This is a genomic window from Rhodococcus yunnanensis NBRC 103083 (genome assembly GCF_001895005.1).
GTDB lineage: Bacteria > Actinomycetota > Actinomycetes > Mycobacteriales > Mycobacteriaceae > Rhodococcoides > Rhodococcoides yunnanense.
This window is the reverse complement of record NZ_BCXH01000016.1, coordinates 32,127-48,113: the sequence shown is the minus strand read 5'-3', so window position 1 is coordinate 48,113 and position 15,987 is coordinate 32,127. Positions and strand designations below refer to the sequence as shown.

Here is a 15,987-nt window from a genome sequence, read left to right as displayed (position 1 = left end):
GGTGCTACCCCATGCCCGACGCGTATGCGCGCTGGTCACGATTCTCACCGGGGCCTTCGTCGCCGCGTTGACCCTGTCGACGACGACCTCGCGCAATCACGCGCCGATGCTCGGCGGCTATCGGCTCGATGTGTTCTTCGACAGTGCGGCGTCGGCAGCGGCGCTCGGTGCGATAGTCGCCGTGCTCGTGTCCGTCAAGAGCCGGAACAACCGAACGGCGTTCATTGCCAGCGGAATCGGTATCGCGGTGCTCGCGGTGGCAACCCTGGTGCATTCGCCGGTTCAATTGCATCTGCGTGGGCTCGCGGCGGGACTGATCCTCGGTGGCAGCGCTGCACTCGCAGTCGGCCCAGCGCGGCGGTTGTTGCAGTGCGCCCTCGTAGTCGGAGTGATGTCGGCGTTTGTCATGCTGGGTCCGCTCGAGCACGTTCCTTACCGGTATCGGGACTACATGGCGTCCTCGCCTCGGACATACCTCCTGGTCCTACTGGGTGTGCTTGCACTTCTGCTGGTGGCGTCGGTGTGGGCTTCGGTGTTCGACAACGCGTCCGAGCCGGCGCGTGGGAGCGCGCGAGCGCTGGTGGTGGGCGCGGCGGTTCCGGTCGCGGGGTTGGTGCTGTATTGGCTGTTCGTACGGTCGGTGTCCTCGCTGGGTTCCAACGGAGCGATGGGGAGTCGGTGGCTGCTCGGTCTTGCAGTCGTACCGCTGCTCGTCGGTGCCGCCTTTGCACTCCGCGCCGCGACGGGTGCGGTGGTGCTGGCTGCGCTGGCGTACGCGGCAGTGGTGTCGACTGGGTCGGTGTCGTCAGCGTCGTCGGGGACCGTTGCCGCTGTCGTGTTCTCGGCAATGCTGGTGGCGGGCACGGTGATCGGGTGCAGGTGGCCGGTTCCCTTGGTGGGTTTCGCGCTGCTAGCGGTGGTGGCCGCGGCGGGACTGTTCACCAACGGGATCGAATCGACCGCCCACCTCTTGCTGCTGCCTTTCGCCGTCGGGCTCGTCTTCGCGTCCCTGTTGCCGACCGATGTACCCGCTGCGACAATCTCGGTGACCACGCCGATCGTGGTATCGGTCCCCATCGTCGCCCAATTCGGTTGGACGGCCTACACCCCGCTCACCACCGTCGAGCCGACGCGCTGGCCCAGTGGCTGGGAATGGACGTCGACCGCGACCGCGATTCTCTCGGTCGCCGCAGCAGCCGGGGCGCTCGTGCTGCTGCGGCGGCGAGATGCAGGGCTACGACAGTGAGCACGAACCATGGAAACTGCGGCAGGCACGGCGAACCGGCTGCCATCGAAGTCCGTTGTGCGAGATGCTGACATTTCGGATATTCCTACACTCGACGAAGGGCGTCGCCGATCGTCACCATCGCCGAGCCTGCGCCGGATCCGCTGGCTGACCTCGCCGAGCTCTTCGGTAGTGGCAGCGCCGGGTAACTCGGTCATGCGCCGTCTCCCTCGATGTCGGTATGCTTTCTTGCATGAGGCGTAAGAAAGGTCTGCATATCGGGGGGTCGGCGCGATGAGCGACGCCAGTCTGGACAGCCGTATCCGTGAACGCGCGTCGACCTTCTCTCGTGGGTTTCGGCGCGTGGCCGAATACGTCACCGACCAGCAGAACGCTGCGGGCCTGCTGACGGCGTCGAGCCTCGCCGACAACGTCGGTGTCAGCGAGGCGACTGTCGTCCGCTTCGCGCAGACGCTCGGATATTCGGGATATCCGGACATGAGGCGCGCGCTGCAGGTGATGCTGAAGAACGAGGTGACGACGGTCAGCAGATTCGCGTCCACCGTCGGATCCACTGCAGGTGATTCGATTCTGCGCAGCTATCTCACCGACGACGCCGAAGCGTTGCACCGGTCGGTGAGCACTGTGGCCGCCGATCAGTTCGATTCCGCGGTCCAACTTCTGACCGATGCCCGGCGGGTGTACACCGTCGGGAATCTGATGTCGTTTCCCGCCGCCCAATTGCTCCGATCCGGGCTGCGGATGATCGGCATCGACGCCAGGACCATCGAGGGGCCCGGCTCGGACGCATCGCTGGATCTGCACGACGGCGACGAGCGGGATGTCGTCGTCAGCGTTGCTTTGCGGCGCTACAACGCGCAGACGGTGGCAGCGGTGGACTTGGCGCAGGAAATGAAGATGGGCCGCATCGCCATCACCGACGACGTTCTGAGTCCGACGGCAACACGCTCGGACCTCGCTCTCGTCGTTGCTACCAACAGATCCGAATTCTTCCAATCGACCACGACCGTCACCTCGGTGGTCAATGCATTGGTCACTGCGTGCAGTCTTGTGCGGCCCGATCGGTCGGAATCGGAACTGTCTGCGCTCGAACGGCATTGGACTCGCGCACGGGTATTCCACCAGGAGTGACCTCGAGCGCCCGTACGATCTGCGCGCCTGCCCGCAACACGATGTCGTTGCTGGGGCCGATGACCTGAAGCCCGACAGGCAAGCCGGCGCTGGGGACAGGGATGCTCAGGGCGGGCAGTCCGGAGAAATTGGCTGCGCGGGTGTTCCTGAGCAGTAGCTCGCGGACGTCGAGGCTCCGATCACCGATGAGGGGAGCCTGGATCGGGACCGTCGGGAGGACAACGACATCGACGTCGGAGAACTGCGTTGCGGCGACCCCGCGGCACTCGACCATCGAGTCGACGGCCCGTCTGTACTGACCTTCGGTGATGTTCGACGCCGCAGACAGTCGCGCCCGGACGTCGGGGTGCAGCAACGTCGCCGACGAGACGAGTGTGTGCCCGTGCGCCGCGCGCGCCTCGTAACCCTGGATCATCCGGCCCGCGACGGCGGCCTCGTGCCATCCGGGTATCGGCGCAGTGCCGTTGGGCGAGAGGGTATCCACGACGGATGCCCACGCGGCACCGACCACATCGTCGCTCTCGTATGCTTCCGCTTCCGCGGCGAGTCCCACCCGAACCGGTGGGCCGTCCACGTACGGTGCGTAGGCACCCCACAACGCCAGGAGCGCGTCGAACGAATCGGCGATGATGCCGACATGGTCCAACGAGAACGACAGTGGCACAACCCCACTGGTACCGATGGATCCGTACGAGGGCTTGAAGCCGAAGACTCCGCACAGCGCCGCCGGGATGCGCACCGAACCACCGGTGTCGGTGCCGAGCGCGAACCGGGACAGCCCGGCGGCCACAGCGGCGGCACTGCCGCTACTGGAACCGCCGGCGATCCGGGTGAGATCATGCGGATTTCGGCACGGGCCTGCGCTGTTGGTCTCGCCGGTGCAGCCGTAGGCGAACTCGTCGCACCGCGTCGTCCCGATGACCCTGAAGCCCGCGGCTTTCGCCGCCGCGACGCACTCGGCATCCGCGCCGCCGCGGATACCCGCTCGGGTCGCCGAACCAGCCGAAAACGGCTGGCCGGCAACCTCGATGTTCTCTTTCACGAACAGGTCACGCTCGGTGTCGCGCACCCGGGCAGGGGTCCACGCACTCAATGCGTCGAGTGAACCGGTCAGCCCAGGCATACGTTCACGGCGGTGGTCTCGGTGTACAGATCGAGGGCATCGGGACCGAGCTCGCGTCCCCAGCCCGAGGACTTGAACCCACCGAACGGCATCGTCGGGTCGACTCCGTGGTACCCGTTCACCCACACGCTACCGGCGTCGAGCCTGTCGGCCAGTGTCATGATCGCCGAGATGTCGCGTCCGAAAATTCCGGCAGCCAAACCGAATTCCGAGTCGTTGGCCCACGCGGCTACGTCGTCGGCGTCGGTGTACCGATGCACCACGAGAACCGGCCCGAATACCTCCTGCGTCGCGATCTCCGACGTGCGTGCAACATCGGCGACGACGGTCGGTGGGTAGAAGAATCCTGCCGAGTCGGACGGCGTCGCACCCGAGTACACGGTTGCACCTCCGGTGCGAGCCCGCTCGACGAACCCGTCGACCTTGTCTCGTTGGGCGGCACTGATCAACGGGCCCATCTCGGTCCCCGGTGCGAGCCCGCCACCGACGGTGATGGACTCGATTCGAGCGATGATGCCCGCGAGCACGCGGTCGTAGAGCTTTTCGTGTACGAAGGCGCGCGAACCCGCGGTGCACACCTCGCCCTGATTGGTGAAGATCGCATGGCACACACCGGCTATTGCAGATTCGACGTCAGCGTCGGGAAGCACGATCGTCGGAGATTTACCTCCGAGTTCGAGGCTGACGCGTTTCATCGAGTCGACGGCGGCATGGCCGATCGAACGGCCCGTCTCGACGGACCCCGTGAACGCGATCTTGTCGACGCCCGGATGCTGTGCGAGCGCCGCACCGGCTCCAGCGCCGTATCCCGGGACGATGTTGACGACGCCGGGAGGGAAACCGCACTCGTCGACGAGCCCGGCAAGCATCAGCGCCGTCAGGGGAGTGAGTTCCGACGGCTTGAGGACGACCGTATTTCCGGTGGCCAGCGCCGGAGCCAATTTCCACGACGCCATGTTCAACGGAAAGTTCCATGGAATGATCTGGCCGACAACACCGATGGGCTTCTTCCGGGTGTAGCCCTGCCACCCGGTCATCGTCGACGGGGTGACCGAGCGGCCGTCGATCTTGTCGGCCCATCCCGCGTAGTACCGGAATACCTCGATCGACGCAGCGATGTCGCCGCGGGCGAGCGCGAGTGGCTTGCCGTTGTCGAGGCTCTCGACGAGGGCGAAGTCCTCCGCGGCCGCTTCGAGGCGGTCGGCGAGCCGGCGCAGCAGGGTCGCGCGTGCACTCGGTGTCAACCGAGACCAGGGGCCGCGGAACGCCTCGCGCGCAGCGTGAACCGCGGCATCGATATCGGGTGCGGTCGCCGCCGAGACCGTGGCGATCACCGACGCGGTGGCGGGGTCGAGCACCTCGATCGTCTCGGATCGAGCAGGGGCGACGTACCGGCCACCGATGTAGAGGCGGGTATCGATGACGGTTGCCAGTGCCAACGCCCGCTGAAGGTCCGGGGCATCCAACTGAGCGGTCATGCTGCGCACCAGCCGATTCCATCGATCCGGTTCAACGTCTCGACCGTTGCATCGGTTGTCTTCACTCCGATGCAGAACGGGCCGGGGCCTCGGGCGGCGAGCCGCGCGGCGGCGGCGCCGTCATCGGTCGTGGGTTCGACGAAGCGCAGCCGTGCTCGATCGAGTTGGACGTCGGCGTAGCGATCGGTTCCCTCGTGCCGCAGGTCGGTATCGAACGACACGCCGTACGCAGCGCCGATCGTAGCGGCACTGGCAAGCGCATCCCGGACGGCCACTCCGATGAACTCGACGGCGATCTCCCCGAGCGGATGGTCGGCGACAACGCCGACCGAGCGCAGTGAGTCACGTCGTTGATCCGCGGTGGCAGATCGCTCGATCACGATCGGCGCGATGATGTCCAGGTCGCTCGACTCGGGGTAGATGATCTTCGAGTGCGAGACGAACCCGTCGTCGTGCACACGTTGCATGGACACCGGCTCTGCGACCGTGAACCCGTGCTCGATCAGTCGCTCTCGCACTGCCGTCAGGTCATCGGTCTCGAAGGCGAGCGTTGCGAGACCCTCACCGCCGGTCAGGAAGTCGACGGCATAGCGGCAGACCTCGGATCCGCTGTTCGCGGCCTCCTCGCGGTCGATGATCTCGAGCATCTCGATGTAGAAGAGGTCGAAGTGGCACAGATCGTTTGCGCTACCGAACCCCTGGTGCTTGCCACCTTCGACGGCATGCAGGCCGGCCGAGCGCAATGTGCCCGCCGATGCGTGTCGGTCGTCGACGAACTGGGTGACGTGGTCGAATGCGATCACTTCGCGACCGCCTGAAGTTCTGCAGCCGCAATCCCGTGCACCGTGGTCGCGGTGTCGGTGGAGATGCGGCCCTCGAGCCAGTCCTCGACGACCGAGGCAGGTGACCTGTCCGCGGGGGAGCCGTAACCGCCTGCTCCCGGGGTGATCATCTCGATGGATTTCCCGTCGGCCAGCTCGCACACACCCATGGCCGGTGTGACCGTGCCGTGGGCGACGCTGGTGGTCGCGGACTGTCCCGATCCGCCGCCGTCGAGACCCCAGGGCTGGGAGAGCCGGCGCGTGGTGGTGATCTTGAGTACGGCGTCGTGGTCGACGGTGCGCAGTGCGCGCCTGATGGCCATGCCGCCGCGGTAGCGACCGTTGCCTCCGGAATCGGTGACCAGCTCGTACTTTTCGACGAACAGGGGGTATTCCTGTTCGAGAGATTCGATCGGCAGGTTGCTGGTGTTGGTCATGTGGACCTGGACGCCGTCGAGTCCGTCGCGGTCGTGCGCCGCACCGAAACCGCCGCCGAGCGTCTCCTGGTAGACGTAGTATTTGCCCGAGCGAGGATCGATTCCGCTGAGCGAGATGGACGAGTTCGCGCCGTTGCACGCTGCAGTCACACGCTCGGGAACGGCTTGTGCCAGAGCCCCGTACACGAGGTCGACCACACGCTGGGTGGTCTGGCAGCGCTGGTTCACTGCGGCAGGGCTGACGCTGTTGACGATGGTTCCGGCAGGAGCGGAGACGTGAATCGGGCGGTACATGCCCGAGTTCGGCAGGATCGTCGGATCGACGATGGTCTTGACGGAGTAGTACACCGTTGCCAGCAGCGCGGTGTAGATCATGTTGACGCTGCACGGCAGTTGCTCGGGATTGCCGGCGAAATCGAACGAGATCTCGTCACCGGAGACGGTGACCTCGACGGCCATGTCGAGCTCGCCCTCGAACTCGTCGCAGTCGAAGCGGTCGGTGAACCGGTACGTCCCGTCGGGCAAGGATGCGATGCCTGCGCGGGTCTGGCGTTCGGCGTAGTCCTGAAGCTCGGCGCCCGCCGCGGCGAACGTGTCGGTGCTGTACCGCGCGCAGAGTTCGAGCACTCGCGTGATACCGACTCGGTTGGCGGCGATCTGTGCCCTGGCGTCGTTCAAGCGTTCGTCGGGGACCTGGCAGTTCAGCAGGATCAGATCCCATATGTCGGACTGGATTTCGCCCGCGATGTAGAGGCGGACCGGAGGAATGCGCAGACCCTCCTGGAAGATGTGCTTGGTGCCGCGATCGACGAAGTCGGCATGGTGACCGGTGTTGGCTGCCCAGCCGATCAGCACGCCCTCTGCGAAGACAGGCGAGACGACGACGATGTCCGGCAGGTGGCTGCCGCCGCCGGTGTACGGATCGTTGCCGATGAAGACATCACCCTCGTGCACAGCGGATTCCGGGTAGCGCGCCCTGACCTCGGTGACCACACCCATCAGCGAGGACAGGTGAACCGGCACGTGCGCGGCCTGGACGATGGTGTTGCCTGCGGGGTCGAACAACGCGGTCGAGCAGTCGCGTCGCTCCTTGATGTTGGTGGAATAGGCGGCACGAATGAGTGTTTCGCCCATTTCCTCCACGATCGACTGCAGTGCGCTTCCCAGCACCTCCAGCGTGATGGCGTCCAGTGCGCTCACTTGTTCTCCTCGATGACGATGTTGGCGTATGCGTCGATGTGCGCGTGTTGGCCGGGCAGAACCACTGTGGTCGAATCCATTTGCTCGATCACTGCCGGGCCGGTGATCCGTTGCCCAGCAACGAGTGCGGCACGGTCGTAGATCGGGGTGTCGACGCGTCCCTCGTCGGCGCCGAAGTAGACCGGCCGGGATCCGACGACCCCGCCCGAGGCGTCGACGTCCAGTGTCTCGGCCGGCCGGGTGGCGGCCTGTACGACCTTGCCGGTGGCGGCGGATCGGAACGTCACTGCCTGCACCACGGCGTCGGGAACCGTGTAGCCGTACAAGGCTTGGTGTGCGGCTTCGAATTTGGCCAGTATCGCGTTGATCATGGTGTCGTCGATGGTGTCGGTGTCCATCTCGACCGAGATCTCGTAGTTCTGGCCCGCGTAGCGCATGTCGGCGGTGACGGAGAGCTGGCGGTCCTGCACGGCGATGTCCTCGCGCTCGAACCAGCGCGTCGCCTCGGTGGTCAGATAGTCCACGGCTGCTTCGATCTCACCGCGGCGGGACGAGTGAAGATCGACGATCTTGGTCAACGACAGATCCGTACGCAGATCCGTCACCATCAGTCCGTAGGCACACATGACGCCGGGCGCGGGCGGGACGATGATCTTGGGTATCGAGAGTTCACGCGCCAGCCTGGCTGCGTGCAGGGGGCCAGCTCCGCCGAATGCGGTCAGTACGTAGTCGCGTGGATCGTGGCCACGCTGGACGGAGATCACCCGAATTGCCTTGGCCATGTTGGCGGTGACGATGCGGATGATGCCGTCGGCGACGTATTCGACGTCGAGACCGAGCGTGCTGGCCAGTCGACCGACAGCCGTGCGAGATGCCTCGGCGTCGATGGGCAGACGGCCACCGAGGAGGTGCGTCGGATTCTGCGTCTGCAGGACGACGTTGGCGTCGGTGACCGACGCGTGCTCGTCCTGACGGCCGTAGCAGGCAGGGCCGGGGTCGGCGCCCGCACTCTGTGGTCCGACCTTCAGTGCGCCGCCACTGTCGATCCATGCGATGGAGCCGCCGCCTGCGCCGACCGTCGTGATGTCGAGCATGGGGGTGCGCAGCGGATAGCCGTCGACCTCACTGTCCTGGGCGAGATCGAGTGTGCCGTCGTGAATCAGGGCTGCGTCGGTGGAGGTTCCGCCCATGTCGAAGGTGATCATGTTCGGTTCGCCGATGAGCGAGCCGATGTGGGTTGCCGCGACCAGGCCGGTACTCGGGCCGGACAGCATCATGCGTGCAGGCTGGCTCTTGGCGGTCTCGAGCGAGATGATTCCGCCGTTGCTCTGGGTGATGTGGACGTCGGTGTCGATGCCCAGGTCCTGGACCTTGCTGCGCAGATTCTCGAGATACTTGCTGACGACTGGGCCGACGTAGCTGTTGAGGACGGTGGTCGACATGCGTTCGTACTCACGGAATTCGGGAATGACCTCGTGCGAGGTGCTCACGAAGAGGTGAGGTGCGATCTCGGCGAGGATGTCGGCGACGAACTGCTCGTTCTTGGGATCGACGTAGCTGTAGAGGAAGCAGATGGCGACGGCGTCGAGGTCCTGCTCGGCGAGATGTTCGACGACGGAACGCACTTCGGCTTCGTCGAGTTCGCGCAGCGTGTTGCCGTTGTAGTCGAGTCTCTCGTCCACCTCGAATCGGTGCCGACGTTTGACGAGTGTTTCCGGTTTGCGTGCGGTGAGGTCGTACAGGCTCGGTCGACGCTGCCGTGCGATCTCGAGCAGATCGCGGAATCCCGCGGTGGTGATCAGTGCGGTCTTCGCGCCCTTCTTCTCCAGCAGCGCGTTGGTGGCGACGGTGCTGCCGTGGGCGAAGAATTCGACCTGCTTGGCCCACTCGGTTCCGGCGAGGGTGGTCAGGAGTTCGGCTACGCCCTGTACGACGGCGCTGGACGGGTCCGCGGGGGTGCTCGAGACCTTGTGGGTGTAGAGCTGGCCGGTTGTTGCGTCGATGGCGCAGATGTCGGTGAAGGTTCCGCCTGCGTCGACTCCGACGCGGAACGGACCTGGTGCGGTGGAAGAGAGAGACACGATATTCCTTACTTCAGTTCCAGCGTCTTACGCGCTGTTTCGGTGCTGATGTACCAGGTGAAGAGTGAGAGGCACGCGACGATGCACATGTAGACGACCGCGGCGATCGGGGTATCGAACTTCTGGGTCAGCCACAGGCCCAGGTAGCTGGCCGTGCCGCCGAAGATCGCGGCGGTGAGGCCCTGCCCGACGGAGACTCCCGATACACGAACCCGGGTGGGGAACAACTCCTGATATGCGGCGGTCTGCGCGCCCAGTACCAGGGCCAGGATCGTGCCGAGTCCCAGTTGGGCGATGAACACTGCCGCGAATCCGCCCTGCATCATCAGCAGGAAGAGCGGGATGGAGAAGACGATGAATGCGGCTTGAGCGCTCATCATGAGGCGACGACGGCCGATGACGTCCGACAGCGCGCCCGCGGGAATCTGAATCAGGATCATCCAGCCCAGCACGAGCGTCGTACACAGTGACGCTTGGGATTTCGTCAGCAGACCTTCACTGCCGACGTAGGCAGGGTAGAAGGTGAGGATCGTGTAGTAGGACACGAAGCCGCTTGCGCCGATGCCCATGATCCGCAACATCTGACGCAGGTACACGGGGTTGCGAAAGAGTTCGACGAGAGGGGTTTTCGCGATGTCGCCACTTTTCTGCAGCGCCTTGAACACGGGGCTGTCGTCGAGCTTGAGGCGAATGTAGAGCCCGACCAGGCCGAGCGGCAACGCTGCGAGGAAGGGAACGCGCCACGCACCGTTCTCCAGGGCCTCGGAACCGATGGTGTACTGCAGGATCGTCGCGGTGAGCGAGCCGGCGAGGAAGCCGAACAGAGTTGCCAACTCGATGGTTGCGCCGAGCGCACCGCGCCACCGCGGGGAAGCGTATTCGGTGACGAGGGCCCCGGCGCCCGCATATTCGCCGCTGGCGGCCAATCCCTGGGCCAGTCGTGCGGTCACCAACAGGACAGGTGCCCAGAGCCCGATGTTGTCGTAGTTCGGAATGAGCCCGATGGCGGCGGTGGCGACCGACGTCGTCAGCACCAGCACGGTCAGTGTCTTCTTGCGTCCGATGCGGTCCCCGAAGTGGCCGGCGAACGCACCGCCGATCGGCCGTGCGGCGAATGCGATACCGAAGACGGCGAATGTCTGGAGCAGCGCGGCGGACGAGTCGTCGCTGGAGAAGAACGAGAAGGCGATGTAGGTGGCGAAGTAGCCGTAGACGGCGTAGTCGTACCACTCCACGAATGTTCCTGCCATCGAGGCTGCGATCACGCGCCCCAAACCGGACGGGCGCTCTGGCGTGGCGTCGTGGCCGGTGCCACTGTCGTGATGCGCCGAAGTTGCTGTCATGGGATGCCCTTTCTTGGGCGTTCGAGATGGTGCGTGGGATCAGTCTGTGAGCAAGCTCCTCGTTGAACCAGCTATGCAAGAAATGATGCATCAGCGAAATGATTGTTGCAAGTAAAATCTGCATTACGCAGATGTGGTCGATTGTTTCCTCGGGCGTAGCGCTCTATCGGGCACGTGAGGGAAGTGGGTGCATCGGTGCAGTGTCGGGGCGATTCCGGGCGCTCACGCGTTGGTTGCCTCGGCGGTTGCCTTCAGGTCGTTCAGCCATGCTTCGAGGCCTGCTCCGAGGAACATCGTCGAGGTGGGTACGTCGGCGTCGACCTGTGCACCCGTCCACGTCTCCTCCGTGCGCACCAGGACTCCGCCGTCGACCTCGCTGAAGTTCCACACGTGGACGCCGTTGTCGATGCTCAGGCCGTCGCCGAGTGCAGGCCCGCTCCATCGGATGCACGAATCTTCCTGCAGCTGTGCGACTGTGGAGGTGATGGTCAAGGTCGTCGCAGGAGTGGTTGCTGTTGCGGGGGCTGGCGTCGTCCACTGGAACCGCGACCCCTCCGCGAGCGGGCCCGAATCCAGAAGTTTCATGCTGGTCACCGGTTGCTGCCACGTCGGCCACTCGGCGACGTCGGTCTGCAGGTTCCAGATCTCCTCGATCGGTGCGTCGATCAGAATTTCGCTGCTGTATCGGATCTGGGCATCGTCGTCGACGCCCTCGTCTCGGCAGGTCGGCGAGGCCGGCGCTACGGACTCCGAGCTCGGGTTGCTGGGGGTGTCGACGGCGTCGGTGCTGCACGCGGTGATGGTCAGCGCGAGTGCCCCGGCAAGTGCGAGTAGTGGCAGCGCGGTTCGGGTGGTGTGGGACATGGTGGTGGATCTCCTTTTTCGTTGAATGAGTGACTGGTGCTCTCTTTTGTTACAAGCTATAGCTAATTGTAGAAATAGTCAATCGCAGCAGTGATAACCTCTAACTCGACGGAGAGGTGGTGGCCATGGTCGTCGACAGCACTGCGCGGGAGCGATACCGCGCACATGTCAGCGCCGAAATCAAACAGCGTGCGTGGGAGCAGATCGCGAACGCAGGGGTATCGGGGTTGTCGCTCAACGCAATTGCGAAGCAGGTGGGTATGAGCGGGCCGGGGTTGTACCGGTACTTCGCCAGTCGGGACGAGCTGATCACCGAACTGATTCGCGACGCGTACCGCAGCCTCGCCGATGCAATGCGGGTCGCGTTGGACGGTGGTGCCGACGTGACCGAGCTGGCCAACGCGGTGCGGGAATGGGCGCTACAGGACCCGCAGAGATACTTCCTGGTCTACGGCACGCCGGTACCCGGCTATCACGCTCCCGCGGACACCACCCGTATCTCGTCGGAGATCATGACGGCGCTCATCGAGGCGTTCTCCGCGCAACCGGCCGACCAGCCGGTGACGCCCTTCGAAGTCCACCTCGCGAGTCATCGCGGTTGGGTGCGCGACGACGCGGTACCGGAGGCGGTCCTGCGTCGTTGTCTGTCGTTCTGGACGCGACTGCACGGGATTCTGTCTCTCGAACTGGCCGGGCATTTCACGGGCATGGGATTCGACCCGGCCATCCTCTTCGCCGACGAGTCGATCACGTTAACGCTCTGAGGAGGGTGTGCGGCGCGTGTGCAGCCGTCAGAGTTCGAGATTCACACCGACGGACGACGACCGGTCGATCCCCTATTCCGGGTAGGCGATCGTGACTGTCAGTCGGCCGGTAGAACTCGGCAACGGACTCAGGAAGTAGCTCGCACCCGTCTCGCACTTCGTGCTGTAACTTGTGCCGCCGTACAGCCAGGGAGTGTCGAGATCGTCGTCCTCCGGTGCAAGCGCAGGAGTGCTCTTGGTGTTGGTGACGACCTGCCCGTCCGGGAGTACGACTCCCAGATAGATGCGATGGCGGTGGGGTGGCCGGATTCGATGCGTCAGGTTGACTCGCTCACCGATGAACGAGGGGACCGCACTGCCGTCCTCGCGAGCGATCAGGGAGAACAGCAGCCCGGTCCGGTGGATCTCCAGCCCTCCGATGAACAGACGCATCGTGTCCGTGCGAGTCGCATCCAGGGGAAATTCGAGTTCGTCGGCACGGCGGCTGCGCAGGCCGGTGGGGTCGGGCGGCGGCTTACGCGAGCCGGGGACATCGCGTCGCTTGGCTTTGCGCTCGCGCTCTGCGGAACCGCGCTGCGCCGCGTCGGCCTCCATCGCGGCGTATTCGGGCGAGTACTGGTCCACGAATGCATAGTTGATTCTGCGCACGCCAGGGCTGTTCTCGTCGAGTGCCCGGTCCCATCTGTCTCCTGCCACCGGTCCAGTCTGCGCTGCCGCACCGACATGTCCGTGGGCGAGCCTGGATCATCGGGTTCGCCCGCAATCGTTGCGTTCTGTGCCGCAGTGCTGCAGTCTTCTGCACAGTCACGCGAAGACAGGGAGGGTCTCATCGCCGAGGACAAGGTGCACGTGGACGGCGACACTGTCCGCCGCGTCATGGGTCGCCACTCGAATTCGGTGCACACGCTGCTGGTTCACCTGTCCGGCGCCGGGTTCGGCAATGCCCCGCGGTTCCTCGGAATCGATGACAGTGGGCGAGAGGTGCTGTCGTACATCGCAGGCCGCGCAGGCGACTATCCGATGCAGGCGCCGGTCCAGAGCCTCGCGGCCATGGACAGCGCGCTTGCAATCCTGCGGCGGCTCCACGATCTCACCACCGGTTTCCTGATGCCCGACGGGCATGCCCGCCACAGTGTGCCCGGCGCCTCGGGCGAGGTGATCTGCCATTGGGACGCTGCGCCGTACAACTTCGTGTTCGACGGCACCCGCGCGGCCGGGTTGATCGACTTCGACGAGGCCGGGCCTGGCCGCCGCATCGACGACCTGGCTTACTTCGCATACCGATTCGCGCCGCTGACCAGTACGGAGAACCTCTACGACGGCGGCTGGCCGGCTGGCATCGACCGGTTCGGGCGTCTGGCACGCATTTTCGAGCTCTATCCCGACCCGCGGGCCGAACAACTCCCGGACCTGATCGTCGACCGTCTCGGCGCGATGAGGAACGCCATCACTGCCCGCCGACCGTCGATGGATCCGCCCGACGCCGCCGAGGCCGACAGACATCTCGAGATCTACCGACGCGACCAGCAGTACATCGAAGACCAGCGCGAGGAGATACTGAACGCCGTTCGTACACGATTTCAGGGCAGGTGAACATCAGCATGCAGACGCTTCCTCGCGCGGATGCGGTCGAGCTCGTCGCCGAGCATATCGACGGGGTGAGGCCGGGACATCCGGTTCGTGTTGCGGTCGATGGGATCACAGCGTCGGGAAAGACCACGCTCGCACACGATCTGAACGACGCGTTGACGCGGCTGGGACGCACCACGATCCGGCTGAGCATGGACGGCTTCCACAATCCTCGCGCGATTCGTTACCGGCAGGGACGCAGCTCTGCGCGCGGGTATTACGAGGATGCTTACGATTTCACGGCGCTCGCGCTCGGGGTCCTGTTGCCTCTGGGGCGCGGCGGTAGTCTCGGCTACCGGCGTGCGGTGATCGATCTCGCGTCGGACACTGCCGTCGACGAGCCGGATGTTGCGGCGCCGAGTACGGCGGTGCTGATCGTCGACGGCACATTCCTGCAGAAACCCTCGGTTGCCGACCTCTGGGACGTGAGAATTTTCGTCGATACCTCGTTCGATGTCGCTCGGCGCAGGGGAGTGGCCCGAGATGCCGAGATGTTCGGCGGTACGGAGAAGGCGGACACAGCCTTTCGAGAGCGCTACCACGCTGCGTCGCAGATGTACGTCGAGGACGTCGATCCGGCCGTCCGAGCAGATATCGTCTTCGTCAACGACGACATCGAACACCCCTCTGTTCGTGTGCGTTCCGAGCCGATCAGGTGATCGGACGGATTCCGGTGTAGATACCTGGAACCCGAAAGCGAAGGGGCTCTTCGTCGTACTCTTCCATGGCGTGCGCTGTCCAACCCACGATCCGGGCGATCGCGAACAGGGCCTCGGGGGCGTCCGGCCGCAGCCCGTACGCGCAGGTGAACGCTGCGAGTGCAAAATCGGAGTTGGGAAAGGTCTCGAAACGCTCGCTCATCTCCTCGATCACGATATCGGCAGCCGAGGTCACCGCGGGATCGGCGCCGAGGTCCGGGTTCCGTAGCAGCCGAAGCAATTCCTGGGCCCGCGGATCCTGTTCGGTGTAGATGACGTGTCCGAATCCGGGGACCGGAACACCGGATCTGAGCTGGCCGGCCAGGGCGGCGATCGGGTCTTCACGCGCGGCCGACAGGAATCGATATGCCGGCTCGGCGGCGGAACCGTGGAGGGGGCCGTCGATGCACCCCATGCCCGCCGACAGGACGGCGTGCAGGTTCGCGCGTGTGCTTGCGGCGACTCTGACGGCGAGCGTCGACGCCGCAAGGCCGTGATCGGCGAGCAGGATCAGCGCGGCCCGGAGCACGACCAGCCCGCCCGCATGCGATGTGCTGGACTTCAGTGCATCCCAGACGAGTTCTGCTACCGATGTTTTCGACGACTCGGGGCCGAGGGCGGCGGCGACCGTCGCGAGTAGATTCCCGGCTTCGCCGACGACCGACTTCGATCCGATGTCGAACCGCATCGGCCGGTGAGTGGAGGCGATGTCGACGGCGATGCGTACCCGATCGATCGACCGACTGTCCGCGGCCATCAGTGCTGCGGCGTCTCGACATCGTTGTACGACAACGGGATCGGCGGTGAATGCGACGTCGTCGAGTAGCTCGCCCGTCCATACGAAGTGGGCGACGGATTCCACCGAGCGTGTGCTGAGGTCGACTGCGTCGTGTCCTCGGTAGTAGAGGCGGTCGTTGTCGAGCAACGTGATCCGGCTCCGGATGCGCTCGACGGCACCGATGTCGGTGCGGCGTGCGGTGTCGCGGCCTGCGAGCGATTCCACCTCCTCGACGTCGAAGATGCTTCCCCGCACCCCGGGCAGGCGCGTGCTGATCAACAGTCCCCGGCTGACGTAGGCGTACACCGTTTCGGGTTTGACGCCCAGGCGCGCCGCTGCTTGTGCGGTGGTGAGCAGATTCCGGCCGTCCGGTGCAGGCATGGCGCCCCTTGTA

At 65.0% G+C, this 15,987-nt stretch carries 14 protein-coding genes; 5 read left to right on the top strand and 9 right to left on the bottom strand.

Annotated elements, in window-relative coordinates; all coding sequences use genetic code 11:
- The first annotated feature begins 1 nt into the window (after position 1).
- Together RY1_RS22080 and RY1_RS22075 are read left to right on the top strand one after the other, a co-directional pair.
- Positions 2-1,246, top strand: a complete 1,245-nt coding sequence (locus tag RY1_RS22080; protein WP_072806197.1) for a hypothetical protein — start codon at positions 2-4, stop codon at positions 1,244-1,246.
- 273 nt (positions 1,247-1,519) lie between these two features.
- Positions 1,520-2,377: a MurR/RpiR family transcriptional regulator gene (locus RY1_RS22075; protein ID WP_072806196.1), complete on the top strand. Its 858-nt coding sequence runs from the start codon at positions 1,520-1,522 to the stop codon at positions 2,375-2,377.
- Here RY1_RS22075 and RY1_RS22070 read toward each other — a convergent pair.
- The 7 genes from RY1_RS22070 to RY1_RS22040 all read right to left on the bottom strand — a co-directional run bounded on the left by RY1_RS22070 (position 2,280) and on the right by RY1_RS22040 (position 11,724).
- Positions 2,280-3,500, bottom strand: coding sequence for an amidase (locus RY1_RS22070; protein WP_072806195.1), 1,221 nt, complete (start codon positions 3,498-3,500; stop codon positions 2,280-2,282). The two genes, RY1_RS22075 and RY1_RS22070, sit on opposite strands and share 98 nt — an antisense overlap.
- On the bottom strand, positions 3,488-4,978 hold the full coding sequence (locus RY1_RS22065; RefSeq protein WP_072806194.1) for an aldehyde dehydrogenase family protein: 1,491 nt from the start codon (positions 4,976-4,978) through the stop codon (positions 3,488-3,490). Before RY1_RS22065 ends, RY1_RS22070 begins: the two co-directional genes overlap by 13 nt.
- Positions 4,975-5,781 (bottom strand): VOC family protein, encoded by an 807-nt coding sequence (locus RY1_RS22060; protein WP_072806193.1) that lies wholly within the window; start codon positions 5,779-5,781, stop codon positions 4,975-4,977. The genes RY1_RS22065 and RY1_RS22060 overlap by 4 nt, the downstream gene beginning before the upstream one ends.
- Positions 5,778-7,436 (bottom strand): hydantoinase B/oxoprolinase family protein, encoded by a 1,659-nt coding sequence (locus tag RY1_RS22055; RefSeq protein ID WP_218019848.1) that lies wholly within the window; start codon positions 7,434-7,436, stop codon positions 5,778-5,780. Before RY1_RS22055 ends, RY1_RS22060 begins: the two co-directional genes overlap by 4 nt.
- Positions 7,433-9,517 (bottom strand): hydantoinase/oxoprolinase family protein, encoded by a 2,085-nt coding sequence (locus tag RY1_RS22050; RefSeq protein ID WP_072806191.1) that lies wholly within the window; start codon positions 9,515-9,517, stop codon positions 7,433-7,435. The genes RY1_RS22055 and RY1_RS22050 overlap by 4 nt, the downstream gene beginning before the upstream one ends.
- A gap of 8 nt (positions 9,518-9,525) precedes the next feature.
- Entirely contained in the window at positions 9,526-10,860 is a 1,335-nt protein-coding gene (locus RY1_RS22045; RefSeq protein WP_072806190.1) for an MFS transporter, read from the bottom strand.
- Positions 10,861-11,082: 222 nt separating this feature from the next.
- On the bottom strand, positions 11,083-11,724 hold the full coding sequence (locus RY1_RS22040; protein WP_072806189.1) for an SRPBCC family protein: 642 nt from the start codon (positions 11,722-11,724) through the stop codon (positions 11,083-11,085).
- 125 nt (positions 11,725-11,849) lie between these two features.
- Here RY1_RS22040 and RY1_RS22035 point away from each other — a divergent pair, with 125 nt between their 5' ends.
- Positions 11,850-12,488 carry a TetR/AcrR family transcriptional regulator gene (locus RY1_RS22035; RefSeq protein WP_072806188.1) on the top strand — a complete coding sequence of 213 codons (639 nt, stop codon included), beginning with the start codon at positions 11,850-11,852 and terminating at the stop codon, positions 12,486-12,488.
- A 72-nt stretch (positions 12,489-12,560) separates the two neighbouring features.
- On the opposite strand, the gene RY1_RS30205 is transcribed toward RY1_RS22035, so the two are convergent.
- Positions 12,561-13,184, bottom strand: coding sequence for a hypothetical protein (locus RY1_RS30205; RefSeq protein ID WP_072806187.1), 624 nt, complete (start codon positions 13,182-13,184; stop codon positions 12,561-12,563).
- Between the two features lie 87 nt (positions 13,185-13,271).
- Between RY1_RS30205 and RY1_RS30200 the strand changes: the two genes are divergently transcribed.
- Both RY1_RS30200 and RY1_RS22020 read left to right on the top strand, forming a co-directional pair.
- The gene (locus RY1_RS30200) at positions 13,272-14,081 is read left to right on the top strand and encodes a phosphotransferase (protein WP_169914793.1); all 810 of its coding nucleotides are present in this window, start codon (positions 13,272-13,274) and stop codon (positions 14,079-14,081) included.
- Between the two features lie 8 nt (positions 14,082-14,089).
- Positions 14,090-14,776, top strand: a complete 687-nt coding sequence (locus RY1_RS22020) for a nucleoside/nucleotide kinase family protein (protein ID WP_072806289.1) — start codon at positions 14,090-14,092, stop codon at positions 14,774-14,776.
- Here RY1_RS22020 and RY1_RS22015 read toward each other — a convergent pair.
- Positions 14,769-15,974, bottom strand: a complete 1,206-nt coding sequence (locus tag RY1_RS22015) for a citrate synthase (protein WP_072806186.1) — start codon at positions 15,972-15,974, stop codon at positions 14,769-14,771. The genes RY1_RS22020 and RY1_RS22015 overlap by 8 nt on opposite strands.
- Between the last annotated feature and the right edge of the window lie 13 nt (positions 15,975-15,987).